Annotated in this window: 18 protein-coding genes; 5 read left to right on the top strand and 13 right to left on the bottom strand. The window is 72.7% G+C overall.

Annotated elements, in window-relative coordinates; all coding sequences use genetic code 11:
* Positions 1–378: 378 nt before the first annotated feature.
* Complete coding sequence (locus AB0P24_RS09205; protein WP_365791798.1) at positions 379–999, top strand: SCO3374 family protein; 621 nt, start codon at positions 379–381, stop codon at positions 997–999.
* On the opposite strand, the gene AB0P24_RS09210 is transcribed toward AB0P24_RS09205, so the two are convergent.
* From AB0P24_RS09210 to AB0P24_RS09255, 10 genes are all read right to left on the bottom strand, one after another.
* The gene (locus AB0P24_RS09210) at positions 978–1,313 is read right to left on the bottom strand and encodes an Lsr2 family protein (protein ID WP_181806390.1); all 336 of its coding nucleotides are present in this window, start codon (positions 1,311–1,313) and stop codon (positions 978–980) included. The genes AB0P24_RS09205 and AB0P24_RS09210 overlap by 22 nt on opposite strands.
* A gap of 276 nt (positions 1,314–1,589) precedes the next feature.
* Positions 1,590–2,123 (bottom strand): amino-acid N-acetyltransferase, encoded by a 534-nt coding sequence (locus AB0P24_RS09215; RefSeq protein WP_365791801.1) that lies wholly within the window; start codon positions 2,121–2,123, stop codon positions 1,590–1,592.
* 9 nt (positions 2,124–2,132) lie between these two features.
* Complete coding sequence (locus AB0P24_RS09220) at positions 2,133–2,555, bottom strand: BlaI/MecI/CopY family transcriptional regulator (RefSeq protein ID WP_365791803.1); 423 nt, start codon at positions 2,553–2,555, stop codon at positions 2,133–2,135.
* A gap of 163 nt (positions 2,556–2,718) precedes the next feature.
* Positions 2,719–2,904, bottom strand: coding sequence for a hypothetical protein (locus tag AB0P24_RS09225; RefSeq protein WP_365791805.1), 186 nt, complete (start codon positions 2,902–2,904; stop codon positions 2,719–2,721).
* Between the two features lie 84 nt (positions 2,905–2,988).
* A complete protein-coding gene (locus AB0P24_RS09230; RefSeq protein WP_365792086.1) occupies positions 2,989–3,606 on the bottom strand; it encodes a hypothetical protein in 618 nt (205 codons plus the stop codon).
* 550 nt (positions 3,607–4,156) lie between these two features.
* Positions 4,157–4,954, bottom strand: coding sequence for a type III pantothenate kinase (locus AB0P24_RS09235; RefSeq protein WP_089099902.1), 798 nt, complete (start codon positions 4,952–4,954; stop codon positions 4,157–4,159).
* A 4-nt stretch (positions 4,955–4,958) separates the two neighbouring features.
* Entirely contained in the window at positions 4,959–5,936 is a 978-nt protein-coding gene (gene nadC, locus AB0P24_RS09240) for a carboxylating nicotinate-nucleotide diphosphorylase (protein WP_365791807.1), read from the bottom strand.
* Between the two features lie 5 nt (positions 5,937–5,941).
* Positions 5,942–7,687 carry an L-aspartate oxidase gene (locus tag AB0P24_RS09245; protein WP_365791809.1) on the bottom strand — a complete coding sequence of 582 codons (1,746 nt, stop codon included), beginning with the start codon at positions 7,685–7,687 and terminating at the stop codon, positions 5,942–5,944.
* Positions 7,684–8,685 (bottom strand): pantoate--beta-alanine ligase, encoded by a 1,002-nt coding sequence (panC, locus tag AB0P24_RS09250; protein ID WP_365791811.1) that lies wholly within the window; start codon positions 8,683–8,685, stop codon positions 7,684–7,686. Before panC ends, AB0P24_RS09245 begins: the two co-directional genes overlap by 4 nt.
* Entirely contained in the window at positions 8,682–9,644 is a 963-nt protein-coding gene (locus AB0P24_RS09255) for a DUF2520 domain-containing protein (protein ID WP_365791813.1), read from the bottom strand. The genes panC and AB0P24_RS09255 overlap by 4 nt, the downstream gene beginning before the upstream one ends.
* A 219-nt stretch (positions 9,645–9,863) precedes the next feature.
* Between AB0P24_RS09255 and AB0P24_RS09260 the strand changes: the two genes are divergently transcribed.
* Entirely contained in the window at positions 9,864–11,054 is a 1,191-nt protein-coding gene (locus AB0P24_RS09260) for a beta-eliminating lyase-related protein (RefSeq protein WP_365791815.1), read from the top strand.
* A gap of 88 nt (positions 11,055–11,142) precedes the next feature.
* On the opposite strand, the gene AB0P24_RS09265 is transcribed toward AB0P24_RS09260, so the two are convergent.
* The gene (locus tag AB0P24_RS09265; protein ID WP_365791817.1) at positions 11,143–11,817 is read right to left on the bottom strand and encodes a response regulator transcription factor; all 675 of its coding nucleotides are present in this window, start codon (positions 11,815–11,817) and stop codon (positions 11,143–11,145) included.
* Positions 11,818–11,912: 95 nt separating this feature from the next.
* On the bottom strand, positions 11,913–13,118 hold the full coding sequence (locus AB0P24_RS09270; protein ID WP_365791819.1) for a sensor histidine kinase: 1,206 nt from the start codon (positions 13,116–13,118) through the stop codon (positions 11,913–11,915).
* A gap of 118 nt (positions 13,119–13,236) precedes the next feature.
* On the opposite strand from AB0P24_RS09270, the gene AB0P24_RS09275 reads away from it, so the two are divergent.
* Complete coding sequence (locus AB0P24_RS09275; RefSeq protein WP_365791821.1) at positions 13,237–14,259, top strand: SAM-dependent methyltransferase; 1,023 nt, start codon at positions 13,237–13,239, stop codon at positions 14,257–14,259.
* A gap of 90 nt (positions 14,260–14,349) precedes the next feature.
* Here AB0P24_RS09275 and AB0P24_RS09280 read toward each other — a convergent pair whose 3' ends face one another.
* Entirely contained in the window at positions 14,350–15,501 is a 1,152-nt protein-coding gene (locus AB0P24_RS09280) for an NADH-quinone oxidoreductase subunit D (RefSeq protein WP_365791823.1), read from the bottom strand.
* 31 nt (positions 15,502–15,532) lie between these two features.
* On the opposite strand from AB0P24_RS09280, the gene AB0P24_RS09285 reads away from it, so the two are divergent.
* Positions 15,533–16,036 carry a PH domain-containing protein gene (locus tag AB0P24_RS09285; protein ID WP_365791825.1) on the top strand — a complete coding sequence of 168 codons (504 nt, stop codon included), beginning with the start codon at positions 15,533–15,535 and terminating at the stop codon, positions 16,034–16,036.
* Positions 16,033–17,361 carry a PH domain-containing protein gene (locus tag AB0P24_RS09290; protein WP_365791827.1) on the top strand — a complete coding sequence of 443 codons (1,329 nt, stop codon included), beginning with the start codon at positions 16,033–16,035 and terminating at the stop codon, positions 17,359–17,361. The genes AB0P24_RS09285 and AB0P24_RS09290 overlap by 4 nt, the downstream gene beginning before the upstream one ends.
* Positions 17,362–17,420: the final 59 nt, after the last annotated feature.

A 17,420-nucleotide genomic window follows, 5' to 3' on the forward strand; every position in this document is an offset into this window, starting at 1 on the left:
CCTTCCGCAGCTTAGTCCCGCAAGCGGGGACCGCTCATTCCAACTGCCGACACCGTCGATGGCCTCCTGACCCCGAACGCCGACATCTGCTCCAACCCGATGGTGCGAGACGATGTTCCCGCAGGCCAGGCAGTTACCCCTTCCGTCAGTACGCCGATGGCGAACGTGAGACGGCCTCGCCTGCGTGTCGCCCCCCTCCCACTAGGGATGTCTTACCCGCAGCGACTGACAGTCCATGCCGCGGCCCCCCGGTCCCTCCGCTATGGGCGAACAACCTTGCGTCTCTCCGGCCCCCCGCACGCCCCCTCTTCCGGGACTCGGCGCAGTCGCACGTACACCCAGCGTAACTCCGGCGGTCTCGGGAAGGTTGCATCGGGCATGGCTGGCACAGCGCCTCCGGCAGCTTCCACGGTTCCTCACCCCCGTAATCCGTTCGATCCCCGCGCCGGGCAGCCGGGCCGGCTGCGGCACTGGTACGAGAACGATCTGGGGTGGGCGACAGTGCCCGCGCTTCCCGGAGAGCCGCTACGGCTGGTCACGGGCGTGCGTTTCGACGTGCTGGAGGTGCCGGCGCGGGCGGGCGTGCGGGCGCTCAGGCACCTGGCGCCGGGCTCTCCGGTGGCCCTCCAGGGCGGCCGGACGCGGCTGCTGGTGGCCGCGGGCAGCGCGGAGGAGCTGCCGGGGCTGCTGGACTGGCTGGAGTGGGGCACGGCGGCCCTGGATCTCGATCTGCGGGCGCTGGGCGCCGGGGAGGCGATGGACGCGCCCGCGCGGCCCGGTCCGGACACGCCCGTACAGGGGGCCGCCGTCTGGTTGCGGCCCCCCGAGTCGGGGTGCGAGGTCGAGGCCTCGCTGCCGACACTGTCGGCCATGGGGGGCGTCGGAGGCGCCCCCGATCTCGTACGGCTGGTGAACACGGTGGCCACGGAGTGCCACCGCATCCGGTTGCGGCGCGCGGACCACGGACCGCAGGACGGTCAGGCGTTGGCGTCCTCGTAGGCCTGGCGAATCGTCGCGGGAACACGGCCGCGGTCGTTGACCTCGTAACCGTTCTCCTTGGCCCACGCGCGGATCTGCGCGGTGTCCTGGCTGCCGCCGGAAGCCACCCGGGCCTTTCCACGCCCACCCGAAGCGCGGCCACCGGTACGCCGACCGCCCTTGACGTAGGGGTCGAGAAGGCCGCGCAGCTTGTCCGCATTGGCGGTCGTGAGATCGATCTCGTACGTCTTGCCGTCCAGCGCGAACGTCACGGTCTCGTCCGCCTCGCCGCCGTCGAGGTCGTCGACAAGAAGGACCTGAACCTTCTGTGCCACCGGATTTCCTTTCATCGATAACTTCAGGGCCGGGGGTCTGCGGCGTCCGCCGTTTCGCCGCCCCCCTGTTATATGCAGTACTGCAGTACTCGGAAAGCAAACCGCTTTTGCGGGAAAAACACAAACCCCCGGGAGAGACCGAGGGGCCCGCCCGCACCCGGAAACATGCGCGTTTCGGACATAGGGCACCCGGGCAGGCGGGTTGACCGGAATAGCGGGCCGATCTCCCGTCCATCTGTGCCCCGATGGGCCTTGTCCGCCGATCCCTCTCGACGATCACAGATGCAGAAGCATCCGGCTGTTGCCCAAGGTGTTCGGTTTCACTCGTTCGAGTCCGAGGAACTCCGCGACACCCTCGTCATAGGAACGCAGCAGCTCCGCGTAGACATCGGTGTCGACGGGTGTCTCGCCGATCTCCACGAAGCCGTGCTTCCCGAAGAACTCGACTTCGAAGGTCAGACAGAAAACACGGCGAACACCAAGCCAGCGTGCGGTCTCCAGCAACTTCTCCAGCAACTGATGACCGACACCGGCGCCCTTGAGGCTGCGGTTCACCGCGAGAGTGCGTACTTCCGCGAGGTCTTCCCACATCACGTGCAGTGCGCCGCAGCCGACCACCTCGGCGTTGTCGTCGCGTTCGGCAACCCAGAACTCCTGGATGTCCTCGTAAAGCGTCACCGTGGCTTTGTCGAGCAGGATGCGGTCGCGAACGTACACGTCGAGGAGGCGGCGCACAGCCGGGACATCGCTGGTCCGGGCCCGCCGGACGGTGATGGCTTTTGCGGTGACTTCGGGGTGCATCGCTGACATGAGCGGACGCTATCGCCCGTCGGTGTCCGCCACGGAGCCGGGGTTCTCCTCTTGCGGAGCTTCCCGGTCTTCCCTCTCCCTATCCGGACCCTGCACGATGCGTACGGCGTCCCGCAGGGCCTGTCGCTGTTCGTCACTCATCATCCCGAAGAAGGCGACGAGTGCGGCGGCCGGGTTGTCGCTCTGCGACCACGCGTCGTTCATCAGGGCGGCGGCGTAGGCGGCCCGGGTGGAGACGGCCTCATATCGATAGGCGCGCCCTTCGGCCTCCCGCCGGACCCAGCCCTTCTGATGGAGATTGTCCAAAACGGTCATCACCGTGGTGTACGCGATGGACCGTTCCTGCTGAAGGTCTTCCAGGACTTCTCGAACGGTCACCGGGCGGTTCCACTTCCACACCCGCGTCATGACCGCGTCTTCGAGTTCTCCCAATGGGCGAGGCACAACTCAGAACAATAGTGGGAGATCACGCCAATGGCGTGCCGAACCTGCACTTCGACCAGCAAACGGGGGCAAAAAGGGCGTACGACTCCGGGAGCGCGGGCATGGCGAGGGATGCCCGGCGAGTCGTACGCCGGGGAGGGCGCGTCGCGGCTCAGACGCCGTCGGACTCGGGGACGGCGGCCCGGCGGGCGCTCTCCGCGCGCTCCAGGGCGGCGTCGACGGCGGCGTCCTCCTTGGCCTTGGCGGCGCCGCCCTGGGTCTTCACGATCACCCGGACCAGACCGATGAAGAAGACGGCCATGACGACCGGGGGCAGGAGCGCGGAGACGTAGTCCATGGGTCCAGAGTAGCCAGGGAGTACCGGGCGAAAGGGGCGGGGTGGGCGAACCGCTCCCCCGTCCCCCCGCCGCCTGCCGTTTTCTCAGCCTGCGGCGAGTTGCGCCGGGGACCCGGTCGCCGGCGCGCCGGGGCGGCGGCGGGGGAAGACCTCGCCCGGCGTGGGAATGGGCCGCTTCGGCGGGGTGGGGTCGGGAGCCGCGGGTCGCGGGGCGGGCCGTTCGGCGGGCTTCTCCTTGGGCTTCTTCTCCGGCTCCTTGGCCACACCGCCCGGCAGGGCCGTCAGCCGGGCCCTGGAGACCGGAACAGCGGGCGCCGGTACCGACCGGCCCCCCTGGGCGAGCCGGGCCCGTACATCGCGCTCGGCGAGATCCTGGCAGCGGACGAGCAAAGCGGCGGCACCGGCGTTCCCCCGCAGCGCCCGCAGCGCGGCCAGGTCGTCCGGGGCGGGCCGGTGCCCGGCACCCAGCGCCTCCTCCAGGAGCGCGAGGTAACCGGCGACGGCCCCCGGCAGCGCGGCGCGGTACCGGGCCAGGTCGGCCACCAGGAAGGCACGCAGCCGGGCCCCCTCGCACAACGCCTCGTCGAGCGACTCGGCGAGCCGGTGACAGTCCTTGACGTCCTCGGCGGAGACGGGACCGGGATGAAGGGCGAGGGCGAGAGCACGGCGGAGCACACGCAGCTCCTCCGCACCGAACGCCATGCCGCCGCGGGATCCGTATGGCGTGGGCATGAACCGAAGATACGCGTAAATCAGACAAACCAGACACAACAACCCGGTGCGCCGCACCAGGGCCACCCACCTGGCCGCCGCAACTTGACCACGAAGACCGGCCCGCACCCCCCACCAGCCCACCGGACGCTTGAGGACGAAGACCCGCCCGCACCCCCACCCACCAGCCCGTCCGACACTTGAGGACGAAAGCCGACCCGCACCCTCCACTACCAGCCCGTCCGACGCCTGAGGACGAAAACCGGTCCACGCCCTCCACTACCAGCCCGTCCGACGCCTGAGGACGAAAGCCGGTCCGCGCCCTCCACTACCAGCCCGTCCGACGCCTGAGGACGAAAGCCGGTCCGCGCCCTCCACTACCAGCCCGTCCGGCGTTTGAGGACGAGGCCGTTCAGGCCGAAGCGGGGGTCCGGGGGCGGCAGCCCCCGAAACGGGCGGTCGAAGGGGGCCCACCCCCTGGAGGACGGGACGGGTAGGGGCGGCGGGGGCGAGAACCCCACGGCCCGCCCCCACCGGCCGCTCACATACGCGACACGTTCCGCTCGTACACCAACCGCAGCCCCACCAGCGTCAGCCACGGCTCATGCTCGTCGATCACCGACGACTCCCCCAGCACCATCGGCGCCAACCCACCCGTCGCGATCACCGTCACATCGTCCGGATCATCCGCCAGCTCCCGCGCCATCCGCCCGACCACCCCGTCGACCTGCCCGGCGAACCCGTACACGATGCCCGCCTGCATGGCCTCCACCGTGTTCTTCCCGATCACGCTCCGCGGCCGCGCCACCTCGATCTTCCGCAACTGCGCGCCCTTGACCCCCAGCGCCTCCACCGAGATCTCGATGCCGGGCGCGATCACACCGCCCACGTACTCCCCGCGCGCGGACACCGCGTCGAAGGTCGTGGCCGTACCGAAGTCGACCACGATCGCCGGCCCCCCGAACAGCTCGACGGCGGCGACCGCGTTGATGATCCGGTCGGCGCCGACCTCCTTGGGGTTGTCGGTGAGGATCGGCACCCCGGTCTTCACCCCGGGCTCCACCAGCACCGCCGGCACATCGCCGTAGTACCGGCGGGTGACCTCACGCAGTTCGTGCAGCACGCTCGGCACGGTCGCGCAGATCGCGATCCCGTCGATGCCGTCGCCGAGCTCGTCGCCGAGCAGCGGGTGCATGCCCATCAGGCCCTGGAGGAGCACCGCCAGCTCGTCCGCGGTACGGCGCGCGTCCGTGGAGATGCGCCAGTGCTCGACGATGTCCTCGCCGTCGAAGAGCCCCAGGACGGTGTGCGTGTTGCCGACGTCGATCGTGAGGAGCATGGGGTCACTCCGCCTCGCGCAGGTCCAGGCCGATGTCCAGGATCGGCGAGGAGTGGGTGAGGGCGCCGACGGCCAGGAAGTCCACGCCGGTTTCGGCGTACGCCCGCGCGTTGTCCAGCGTGAGCCGCCCGGACGCCTCAAGGAGCGCGCGCCCGCCGACGATCGCCACGGCCTCCTCGCACTCCCCCGGCGTGAAGTTGTCCAGCAGGATCAGGTCGGCGCCCGCGTCGACGGCCTCGCGCAGCTGGTGCAGGGTGTCGACCTCGACCTCGATCGCCAGCTCCGGGAAGGCCTCGCGGACGGCCTTGAAGGCCTGGGCGACGCCGCCGGCGGCGACCACGTGGTTGTCCTTGACCAGCGCCGCGTCCGAGAGCGCCAGGCGGTGGTTGACGCCACCGCCGCAGCGCACCGCGAACTTCTCCAGCGACCTGAGCCCCGGAGTGGTCTTGCGGGTGTCACGCACGCGTGTCCGCGTGCCCTCCAGGACGTCCGCCCACGCGCGCGTCGCGGTCGCGATGCCGGAGAGGCGGTTCAGGATGTTCAGCGCGCTGCGCTCGGCGGTGAGCAGGTCGCGGGTGCGGGTGGTGATCGAGAGCAGCTTCTGCCCGGCCTCGACCCTGTCGCCGTCCTCGACGTGCCGCTCGACCTCGAACTCGTCGGTGCAGACCACGGAGACCACGGCCTCGGCCACCCGGAGGCCCGCGACGACTCCGGCCTCACGCGCGACGAAGTCGCCGGTCGCGACGGCCTCCTCGGGGATCGTCGCGACGGTCGTCACGTCCACGCCGCCCGCCAGGTCCTCCTGGATGGCCACGTTGGCGACGTCCTCGACCTCGATGGGGTCGAGTCCGGCGGCGGCCAGCAGTTCGGCGAGCGCGGGGTCGAGCCCGCACTCCAGGTACTCCTCGTCGCCCTCGGCGCCACAGGCACAGCCGTCGCCGCAGCCACCGCCGTCGGCAAGGGGAAGGTCGTTGGTGCTCACGTCTGTCACTGCTCCTGGTGTGGCTGGTGCGGCCGGGTAGGGGGGAAGTCTGCGGTGTCGGTGGTGCGCACGGCCAGTGAACGGTCCGGATTCAGCCGTACGACGATGTGGCGGCCCCATGCGGCGTCGTCACGGTCGGCGTGGTCCTCGCGCCAGTGGCAGCCGCGGGTCTCCTCGCGGCGGCGGGCCGCCTCGACGAGCACGCGCGCGACGCACAGGAGGTTGGTGGCCTCCCAGGTGTCGACCCCGGGCTCGGCGGTCTTGCCGTTCTCGGCCAGGGTGTCACGGGCGTCCGTGTGCAGCCGCTGGAGCTGTTCGGCGGCCCTGGCCAGGGACTCCTCGGACCGCAGCACACCGGCGCCCTCGGTCATGGTCCGCTGGATGGCGAAGCGGGTCTCGGGGGCGAGCAGCGGGTGCGCGGGCTTCTCGGGGTGCGGGACCGGTGCGGGCACGCGCGCGTGGAGGCCGTGCTCCGCGCGGACCGCCGTGATGTCGGCGGCGATGCGCTCGGCGTAGACCAGGCCTTCGAGGAGGGAGTTGGAGGCCAGCCGGTTCGCGCCGTGCACGCCGGTGCAGGCGACCTCGCCGCACGCGTACAGCCCGGGGACGGTCGTGCGCCCCCGCGCGTCGGTGCGGACGCCGCCGGAGGCGTAGTGGGCGGCCGGGGCGATCGGGATGGGCTCGGTGACCGGGTCTATGCCGTTGGCCCGGCAGGCGGCCAGGATGGTCGGGAAGCGGTGTTCCCACATGTCGGCGCCGAAGTGCCGGGCGTCGAGGTACATGTGCTCGGCACCCTGCTCCAGCATCCGGCGCAGAATGCCCTTGGCGACGATGTCCCGGGGCGCCAGCTCGGCCAGTTCGTGCTGGCCCAGCATGAAGCGCGTGCCGTCCGCGTCGACCAGGTGGGCGCCCTCGCCGCGCACCGCCTCGGAGACCAGCGGCTGCTGGCCCTCCGCGTCCGGGCCGAGGAAGAGCACGGTCGGGTGGAACTGCACGAACTCCAGATCGCTGACCTCCGCGCCCGCGCGCAGTGCCAGCGCGACGCCGTCGCCGGTCGACACCGACGGGTTGGTGGTCGCGGAGAACACCTGGCCCATGCCGCCGGTGGCGAGGACGACCGCGGGGGCGTGCACGGCGCCCACGCCGTCGTGCTGGCCCTCGCCCATCACGTGCAGGGTGACACCGGCCGTACGGCCCTCGGCGTCGGTCAGCAGGTCCAGGACGAGCGCGTTCTCGATGGCGCGCAGCCCACGCGCGCGTACCGCTTCCACGAGGGCCCGGGAGACCTCGGCGCCGGTGGCGTCGCCGCCCGCATGCGCGATCCGGCGCCGGTGGTGGCCGCCCTCGCGGGTGAGGTCGAGGCCGCCTTCGGAGGACTCGTCGAAGATGGCGCCGGTGTCGATGAGCCGCCGTACCGCGCCGGGGCCTTCGGTGACGAGGATCCGCACCGCCTCCTCGTCGCAGAGGCCGGCACCGGCCACCAGGGTGTCCGCGAGGTGCTGTTCGGGGGTGTCGCCGTCGCCGAGGGCCGCGGCGATGCCGCCCTGCGCCCAGCGCGTGGAGCCGTCGTCCAGGCGGGCCTTGGTGACGACGACGGTGCTGAGCCCGGCGGCCTGGCAGCGCAGGGCCGCGGTCAGGCCGGCCACCCCGGACCCGACGACGACCACGTCAGCCGAGATGCTCCACCCCGGGGCGGGGGCGTGCAGTCGTATGCCTGTGCTGGCGCCAGTGCTGGTGCCTGTGCTGGTCACAAGGCGGCTCCGAGGGGTCCGAAGGTGAGAGGGAGGTTGTCGATCAGCCGGGTCGTCCCGACCCGGGCGGCGACGGCGAGGACGGCCTCTCCGGTGAAGTCGTCGTCGATCTCGGTGAAGTCGCTGGGGTCGACCAGCGCGAGGTAGTCCAGTTCGAGCGGCGGGTCGTAGTGGGCGGCCTCGTCCAGGACCTGGCGGGCGGCCGCGCGGACCGCGGCGGCGGCGTTCGGCACGGCCTTGGCGACTGCGTGGGCGTCGGCGGCCGCGCGGGATTCGCCTATGGCGCTGAGCGCCTCGGCGCGCGCCCGCGAGGACGGCACCTCACGCGCCCGCGCGCGCAGCGCCTCCTGGGCCGCGTGCCGGTCGCGGCCGGCGAACAGCGCGCGGGACAGCGCGAGCGCGGTGCGCCGCTCGTCGGCGGACAGGTAGCGGTTGCGGCTGGACAGCGCGAGCCCGTCGGCCTCGCGCACGGTCGGCACCCCGACGATCTCGACGCCGAAGTTCAGGTCGCGGACCATGCGCCGGATCACGGCCAGCTGCTGGGCGTCCTTCTGCCCGAACAGGGCCACGTCGGGGCGTGTGAGGTGGAGCAGCTTGGCGACGACGGTGAGGACGCCGTCGAAGTGCCCGGGGCGCGAGGCGCCCTCCAGGAGCGTGCCCATCGGTCCCGCGGTGACCCGCACCTGGGGCCGGCCGCCCGGGTAGACCTCGTCGACCGACGGGGCGAAGACGACGTCGGCGCCCGCCTGTTCGGCGATCTTGAGGTCGGCGTCCAGGGTGCGCGGGTAGCGGTCCAGGTCCTCGCCGGCACCGAACTGGAGCGGGTTGACGAAGACCGTGACGACGACCTCGCCGTCCGGTCCCGCGATCTCGCGCGCGGCGCGGATCAGGGTGGCGTGGCCCTCGTGCAGGGCACCCATGGTCATCACGACGGTGCGGCGGCCGTGCCGCACGCGCGCGTGCAGTGCCTCGGCGGTGCGCAGCAGGGCGGTGCTCATCGGGTCCCCTCGGTGCCGTTGGTGCCGGTCGTTCCGGTGCCGCCGTCGCCGCCGTCGCCGCTGTCGGCGAGGGCGACGAGGAGGTCCTCGGCGAGCTCCGGCTTCAGCAGGCCGTGCGCGAGCGCCCGGTCGGCCGTCGCGCGGGCCATCGCCAGGTAGCCGTCGACGGCCTGCGGGGCGTGCCGGCGCAGCTCCGTGACGTGCGCGGCGACGGTGCCCGCGTCCCCGCGCGCGACCGGCCCGGTCAGCGCCGCGTCGCCGGAGCGCAGGGCGTTGTCCAGGGCGGCGCCGAGCAGCGGGCCGAGCATCCGGTCGGGGGCCTCGACGCCGGCGGCGCGCAGCAGCTCCATGGACTGGGCGACGAGGGTGACCAGGTGGTTGGCGCCGAGTGCGAGGGCCGCGTGGTAGAGCGGGCGGTTCTCCTCCAAGATCCACTCCGGCTCGCCGCCCATCTCGATGACCAGGGCCTCGGCGGCCAGCCGCAGTTCCTCGGGCGCGGTCACTCCGAACGAGCAGCCCGCCAGCCGCTGCACGTCCACCGGGGTCCCGGTGAAGGTCATCGCCGGGTGCAGGGCCAGCGGCAGCGCGCCCGCGCGCAGGGCCGGGTCCAGGACCTTCGCGCCGTATCGCCCGGAGGTGTGCACGAGGAGTTGGCCGGGCCGTACGGCGCCGGTCTCGGCGAGGCCCGCGACCAGGCCGGGCAGGGCGTCGTCGGGGACGGTCAGCAGGACCAGGTCGGCGCGCTGGAGGACCTCGGCGGGGGAGAGCAGCGGGACGTCGGGCAGCATCGCCCGGGCGCGCCGCCGGGAGGCGTCGGAGACCCCCGAAACGGCCACCGGACGGTGCCCGGCGAGTTGCAGGGACGCGGCCAGCGCGGGACCCACCCGGCCGGCGCCGACGACACCGACGGTGAGCCGCGCGGGGCGGTCACTGGGGTCTGGCTGTTGGACTGTACTCACGCGAGGGTGGCCTTCCCGTTCCAGTCCGCTCTGGGTACCGGACGATTTCTCGTCATGTTAACGCTATCCGGTCCGGGGCCGATCGGCCGTCCACAGGCTGTGGGTGACTGGTCACACCGGGACCGGTCGGATCGGAACCGGTCAGATCGGAACCGGTCCCCGCCGGCGGCGCGGAAATCCGAGTGCCCCGTGCCGACGCGCCACGGCATCATCCACGGCATGAGTGACACGGCGACGGCCCAGGACGAGCAGCCGACCGAACCCCGGTCGGCGGACGAGCAGTTGCGAGAGCGGCGGGCAGCCGCCTACCGGCGGGCCGGCCGCGTCCTCGCGCGCATGGGCCTGCGGGCCCCGCTCCGCGAACGCCTCGCGCTCCTCCAGGAGGCGGCCCCCGAGGTGTACGACCTGGACGAGCCGTCGGACATCTACGGCAACGGGATCGTCGAGGCCCTGGAGCGGCGCGTCGCGGCCCTGCTGGGCACGGAGGCCGCCGCGTTCTTCCCGACCGGCACGATGGCCCAGCAGGTCGCCCTGCGCTGCTGGGCGGCCCGCACCGGCAACCCCACGGTCGCCCTGCACGCCCTCGCCCACCCCGAGGTGCACGAACGCAACGCCCTGCGCGAGGTGGCCGGCCTGCGCACCGTGCGCGTCACCGGCGAGCCCCGGTTGCCCACCGCCCGGGAACTGCGCGACTTCGAGGAGCCCTTCGGGGCGCTGATGCTGGAGCTGCCCCTCAGGGACGCGGGTTTCGTGCTGCCCTCCTGGGAGGAGCTCACGGAACTGGTGGAGGCGGCGCGGGAGCGCGACGCGGTGGTGCACTTCGACGGCGCGCGCCTGTGGGAGTCCACCGTCCACTTCGGGCGGTCGCTGCCCGAGATCGCGGATCTGGCGGACAGCGTCTACGTGTCGTTCTACAAGTCCCTCGACGGCTTCGGCGGCGCCGCGCTGGCCGGCCCGAAGCCCCTGATCGAGGAGGCGAAGACCTGGCGCCACCGCTACGGCGGAACGGTCTTCCAGCAGTTCCCGACCGCCCTGGCGGCCCTCGTCGGCCTGGAGCGCCGACTGCCCCGCCTTCCGGACTACGTCCACCACGCGCGCGTGGTCGCCGCGGCCCTGCGCGAGGGCTTCGCGGAGGCAGGCGTGCCCTGGTCCCGCGTCCACCCCGAGGAACCGCACACCCACCAGTTCCAGGTCTGGCTTCCGTACGACCCCGATGTGCTGATGGAGACGGCGGTACGCCAGGCCGAGGAGACCGGTACCTACCTCTTCGCCGGCTTCTGGGAAGCGAAGGGGCCGAGCCTGTCGATGACCGAAGTCACGGTCGCGGAGGCGGGCCTGGAATGGACGGCACAGGACGTGCGAACGGCGGTCGCGGACTTCACAACACGGCTGCCTGCAGCGCCCCGATAGGGGCGCGGGGAACTGCGCGAGCAACCACAAACAACCCGCAGCCGCCGCCCAACAGCACCAGGCACCCTCGTAGGCGCCCGGCCCCACCTCACCCGTGTCCGCCGCCCGCCCGCACCAGCCCCGTCTCATAGGCCAGCACGACCACCTGCACGCGGTCCCGGAGCCCCAGCTTGGTCAGGATGCGGCCCACATGGGTCTTCACGGTCGCCTCGGACAGCACCAGCCGGCCCGCGATCTCGCCGTTCGACAGGCCCTGCGCGACCAGCACCATCACCTCGCGCTCGCGGTCGGTGAGCCGGCCCAGCTCCTCGTGCCGGGGCTCCTTGCCGGCCGAGGGCAGCATCGGCGCGAAGCGGTCGAGCAGGCGCCGGGTGGTGGACGGCGCGACGACGGCGTCCCCGCTGTGCACGGAACGGATGGCGGCCAGCAGCTCACCCGGAGGCACGTCCTTGAGCATGAAGCCGGAGGCGCCCGCCTTCAGCCCCGAGAAGGCGTACTCGTCGAGGTCGAAGGTGGTCAGGATGAGCACCTTGGGCGCGTCGGGCTCCGCGCAGATGCGCCGGGTGGCCTCCACGCCGTCCAGCTTGGGCATGCGCACGTCCATCAGGACGACGTCCACGGCGGTGGCCTTCAGCACCTGGAGGGCCTCGACGCCGTCGCCCGCCTCCGCGACGACCTCCATGTCCGGCTGGGCCGCGAGCACCATCCGGAACCCGGTGCGCAGCAGCACCTGGTCGTCGACGAGCATCACGCGGATCGTCATCGGGTCCTCTTCCGTTTCCGTTTTCGTCCGTCTGCCAGCGGTCTCCCGGGGGTCCGGGGGGCGTGACAGGTGTCAACCGGGGGCGTGCGTCTGCGTCAGTGCGCCGGTTTGAGCGGGAGCAGGGCGCTGATGCGGAATCCTCCGCCAGGGCGGGGGCCCGCGTCGAGGGTGCCGCCCACCATGCCGACCCGTTCGCGCATGCCGATGAGGCCGTGCCCCTGGCCGTCGGCGCCGCCCTCCTCGTACATCTCGTGCGGGGCGCCCTTGCCGTCGTCCTCCACCAGCAGGCCGAGTCCGTCGTCGAAGTAGACCAGCCGCACGCTGGCGCCCGCGTTGGGGCCACCGTGCTTGCGGGTGTTGGTGAGCGCCTCCTGCACGATCCGGTACGCCGTGAGCTCGACACCGCTGGGCAGCGGGCGCGGGGTGCCCTCGACCTTGAAGTCGACGGGCAGACCGGAGCTGCGGCACTGCTCGATGAGCTCGTCGATCTGCTCGACGTCGGGCTGCGGGACGTACTCGCCGACCTCCTTGTGCTCGCCGGTGCGCAGCACGCCCAGCAGGCGGCGCATCTCGGCGAGGGCCTGGCGGCCGGTGGAGGAGATCGTCTCCAGGGCCTTCTTCGCCTGGTCGGGGGCGGCGTCGAGGACATAGGCGGCGCCGTCGGCCTGGACCACCATCACGGACACGTTGTGCGCGACCACGTCGTGCAGCTCGCGCGCGATCCGGGCGCGCTCGGCGGCGACCGCGACCTTGGCCTGCGCCTCGCGCTCCTTCTCCAGCCGGGCGGCCCGCTCCTCGAGCTGCGCGAAGTAGGCGCGACGGGTGCGCATGGAGTCGCCGAGCACCCAGGCGCACACGAACGGCACCGTCTGGAACAGCACGATCGCGACGTGTCCCGGGAAGCTCGCCTCCTGCTGCGGCCACCGGATCTCCGCCAGGGGCGCCGCGCACAGCCCGGCGTAGAGACCGAGCCGGGACGCCCAGCGCGCGCCGACGGCGGCGTTCGTGCAGACGATCACCAGCATGGCGAAGTTGGCGACGGTCGTCTCCACGTCCAGCACCAGCTGGGCCAGGCCGGTGGCCGCGGCCAGCAGCAGCATCGGCTCCGGGAAACGGCGGCGCAGCGCGATGACGACGCTCATCACGACGGACACGGCCAGCATGGCGACCCTGGATCCGTGGTGCCCCTGCCCCCCGCCGAGCTTCCAGATGCTCGCGCCGGAAATCCCCAGCAGGACGACAGCCCAGAAGCTGTCGACCCATATCGGGTGCCTGCGGAGGAAGTCATAGAGGCGCTGCACGTAACCCAGCGTAGGGATGCGTGATAGGTGCAGGGGTCAACCGGAGGGCCGATCCCTGTTACGCACGCGTACTCCGCAAGGTGGAGAAGGTGATCACCTGTGCGCCTAGTCTGGGCCGGTGACGGATGAGGCGACGCGAGAGACGGCCGGTGACGCACATGGCTGGCGTGCGGCCACCGAGGCGGCCCTGTACGGCCCCGGCGGCTTCTACCGCCGTCCGGAGGGCCCTGCCGGGCACTTCCGTACGTCGGTGCACGCCTCGCGGCTGTTCGCCGAGGCCGTGGCCGAGCTGCTGTGCCGGCTCGACGAGGCCCTGGGCCGCCCCGGGACGCTGGACTTCGTCGACATGGGCGCCGGCCGGGGCGAGCTGGTCAGCGGAGTGCTCGCCGCGCTGCCCGCGGACGTGGCGGCACGCGTGCGTGCGTACGCCGTGGAGCTCGCCGACCGCCCGCCGGGCCTGCCCGACCGGATCACCTGGCTGACCGAACTCCCGCGCACGGTCAACGGGCTGATCTTCGCCAACGAGTGGCTGGACAACGTGCCGGTCGAGGTCGCCGAGGTGGACACGGCCGGGGTGGCCCGGCTGGTGCTGGTCCGGCCGGACGGCACCGAGCTGCTCGGCGAGCGCGTGTCGGGCGCGGACGCGCAGTGGCTCGCACGGTGGTGGCCGCTGAGTACGGAGCCGGGGCTGCGGGCGGAGATCGGGCTGCCCCGGGACCGGGCGTGGGCGTCCGCCGTCACCAGCCTGCAAAGGGGACTCGCGGTGGCCGTGGACTATGCGCACACCCTGGCCACGCGCCCCCCGTTCGGGACGCTCACCGGCTTCCGCGACGGACGGGCCACCGCCCCCGTGCCGGACGGGACGTGCGACATCACGGCGCACGTCGCGCTGGACGCGTGCACGGCGCTCGACCCAGCACTCAGGCTGCCCGAGGCGTCGCTGTGCACCCAACGCGACGCCCTGCGCGCCCTCGGCCTGATCGGCGCACGCCCTCCGCTCACGCTCGCCTCCACGCACCCCGCCGGATACGTGCGCGCCCTCGCGATCGCGGGAGAGGCCGCCGAGCTCATCGCCCCCGGCGGCCTGGGCGACTTCCTCTGGCTGCTCCAGCCGGTGGGCATCAAGGACACGCTGCTCTAGGGAAGCCCGAAGCCCGCGGCGGACGGCGCCGCCCGACCTGCCCCTGCCTCCACTTGATCCCTGCTTGTCTCGACTCGTCCGGACTTGTCGCTACTTGTCGATGTCGCCCACGACGAAGAACATCGACCCGAGGATCGCGACCATGTCCGCCACCAGCGTTCCCGGCAGCAGTTCGGTCAGGGCCTGGATGTTGTTGTAGGACGCCGAGCGCAGTTTCAGCCGGTACGGGGTCTTCTCGCCCTTGCTGACGAGGTAGTAGCCGTTGATGCCGAGCGGGTTCTCGGTCCAGGCGTAGGTGTGGCCCTCGGGCGCCTTGAGCACCTTGGGGAGCCGCTGGTTGATCGGTCCCGGCGGCAGGTCGGCGAGCCGGTCCAGGCAGGCGTCGGCCAGGTCCAGGGCGTTGTGGGTCTGCTCCAGGAGGCACTCGAAGCGGGCCAGGCAGTCGCCCTCGGTGCGGGTGACGACCTTCAGGGTGTCCTGGAGCTCGCCGTAGGCCAGGTAGGGCTCGTCGCGGCGCAGGTCGAAGTCGACGCCCGAGGCGCGCGCGATGGGCCCGCTCACGCCGTACGCGTGCACGGCCTCCGGCGCGAGGGCGCCGACGCCGCGGGTGCGGCCGCGGAAGATCTCGTTGCCGAGGACCAGGTCGTCGAAGACGTCCATGCGGGAGCGCACGGCGGCCACGGCCGCACGCGCGCGTGCGGTCCAGCCGGCCGGCAGGTCCTCCTTGAGGCCGCCGACGCGGTTGAACATGTAGTGCATGCGGCCGCCGGAGACCTCCTCCATGACGTTCTGCAACACCTCGCGCTCGCGGAACGCGTAGAACACCGGGGTGATCCCGCCGAGCTCCAGCGGATAGGAGCCGAGGAACATCAGGTGGTTGAGGACCCGGTTCAGCTCGGCGAGCAGGGTGCGCGTCCACACCGCGCGGACGGGCACCTCCATGCCGAGCATGCGCTCCACGGCGAGGACCACGCCCAGCTCGTTCGAGAAGGCCGACAGCCAGTCGTGGCGGTTGGCGAGCATGATGATCTGCCGGTAGTCGCGGGCTTCGAAGAGCTTCTCCGCGCCGCGGTGCATGTAGCCGATCACCGGCTCCGCGGCGACGATCCGCTCGCCGTCCAGCACCAGCCTCAGCCGCAGCACGCCGTGCGTGGAGGGGTGCTGGGGGCCGATGTTGAGCACCATGTCGGTGCTCTCCGCGGCGCCGCCGATCCCGACCGTGGTCTCCGTCGTAGGAGTCATGGACCCAGTCTCTCCTACGTACGCTGGCGTCATGGAGACGGGGAGCCCGGCCGGCGCCGGGACGAAGGGGACCGAACCGGCCTGGACGGGGCTGCCGCCCGGCCTGCTGCGGATGCGCCGGCTGCTGCTGGTCGTGTGGCTGGGGCTGACGGCCCTGGCCGTGGGTCTGCTGCTCAGCCTGCTGGCCGGCCCGGTGTGGGCGGCCTTCGCGCTGCTGCCGCTGGCCGCGCTGGCCTGGGGCTGGGTGCTGCTGGGCCGCAACTGGCGGTCCTGGCGCTACGCCGAGCGCGCCGACGACCTGCTGATCACCCGCGGGGTGCTGTGGCGCGAGGAGACCGTGGTGCCGTACGGGCGGATGCAGCTGGTGGAGGTGACCTCGGGGCCCGTCGAGCGGCACTTCGGGCTCGCCAGCGTGCAGCTGCACACCGCCGCCGCGGCCACCGACGCGACGATCCCCGGCCTCGACCCGGCCGAGGCGGAACGGCTGCGCGACCGGCTCACCGAGCTCGGCGAGGCCCGATCGGCGGGGCTGTGACCGCCCCGGGCGTCGAAAGCGCCGTAGGGACGGGCAGGGCCGCGGGCGAGCGGCGGCTGCACCCGGTGACGCCGTTCCGGCGGGCGTGGGCCCCGGTCGCGGTGCTCACCGGCTGGGCGATGCACGACCCGAACCAGGCGCAGGAGCAGCTGACGAGGCTGACCGCGACGATGGCCCTGGGCGGGCTCGCCGCCCTGGTCACGGCGGGGGCCCTGTACGGCTTCCTCACCTGGTGGTTCACCTACTTCGCGGTGACCGAGAGCGAACTGCGCATACGCACCGGCCTGTTGTTCCGGCGCACCGCGCACATCCGGCTGGAGCGGATCCAGGCCGTCGACGTCACCCAGCCGCTCCTCGCGCGCGTGGCGGGCGTCGCCAAGCTGCGCATAGACGTCGTCGGCACCGACAAGAAGGACGAACTGGCCTTCCTGGGCCAGGGCGAGGCGCGTCGGCTCCGCGCGGAGCTGCTCGCGCGCGCCGCCGGGTTCGCGCCCGAGACGGCGCACGAGGTCGGGGAGGCGCCGGCGCACGAGCTGATGCGCGTGCCGCCGAACAAGCTCGCCGTCTCGATCATGCTGACGGGCGCCACCTGGGGCTCCCTGGCCGCCGCCCTCGTCGCCCCGCCGTTCCTCTGGCTGGCCACCCACAGCGTGTGGACGGTCCTCGCCACCGCGGTGCCGCTGCTCGGCGCGGCGGCCACGACGAGCGTGGGGCGGTTCGTCGGGGAGTACGACTGGACGGTCGGGGAGTCCCCGGACGGGCTGCGCATCGACCACGGGCTGCTCGACCGCACGCACGAGACGGTGCCGCCGGGGCGGGTGCAGACCGTGCGGATCGTGGAGCCGCTGCTGTGGCGGCCGCTGCGCTGGGTGCGGGTGGAGCTGGACGTGGCCGGGTCGGCGAACTCGGTGCTGGTGCCGGTCGCTCCGCGCGCGGTCGCCGAGTCGGTCGTCGCGCGCGTGCTGCCCGGTGTCACCGTCCCCGGTGAGCTGCCGCGGCCGCCGGGGCGGGCCCGGTGGTGCGTGCCGCTGTGGTGGCGCGGGTACGGGCTCGCGGTCACGGACGCGGTGTTCGCGGCGCGGCACGGGCTGCTGCGCCGGCACCTCGCACTCGTCCCGCACGCCAAGGTCCAGAGCGTACGGCTGACCCAGGGGCCCTGGGGGCGGCTGTGGCGGCTCGCGGACGTCCATGTGGACACGGGAGCCGACAAGACCGTGACGGCCCGCCTGCGGGGCGCCGAGGAGGCCGCGGCGCTGCTGCGGGAGCAGGCCGAGCGGTCCCGGACGGGGCGCCGGACCGCGCGGCCGGACCGCTGGATGGCCTGACCCCCGCAACGGCACGGGCCGGGGCGCCCGTCGGGTGTCCCGGCCCGCAGTCGCCGCGT

The sequence above is a fragment of the Streptomyces sp. NPDC086519 genome, from assembly GCF_040686075.1.
GTDB lineage: Bacteria > Actinomycetota > Actinomycetes > Streptomycetales > Streptomycetaceae > Streptomyces > Streptomyces shenzhenensis.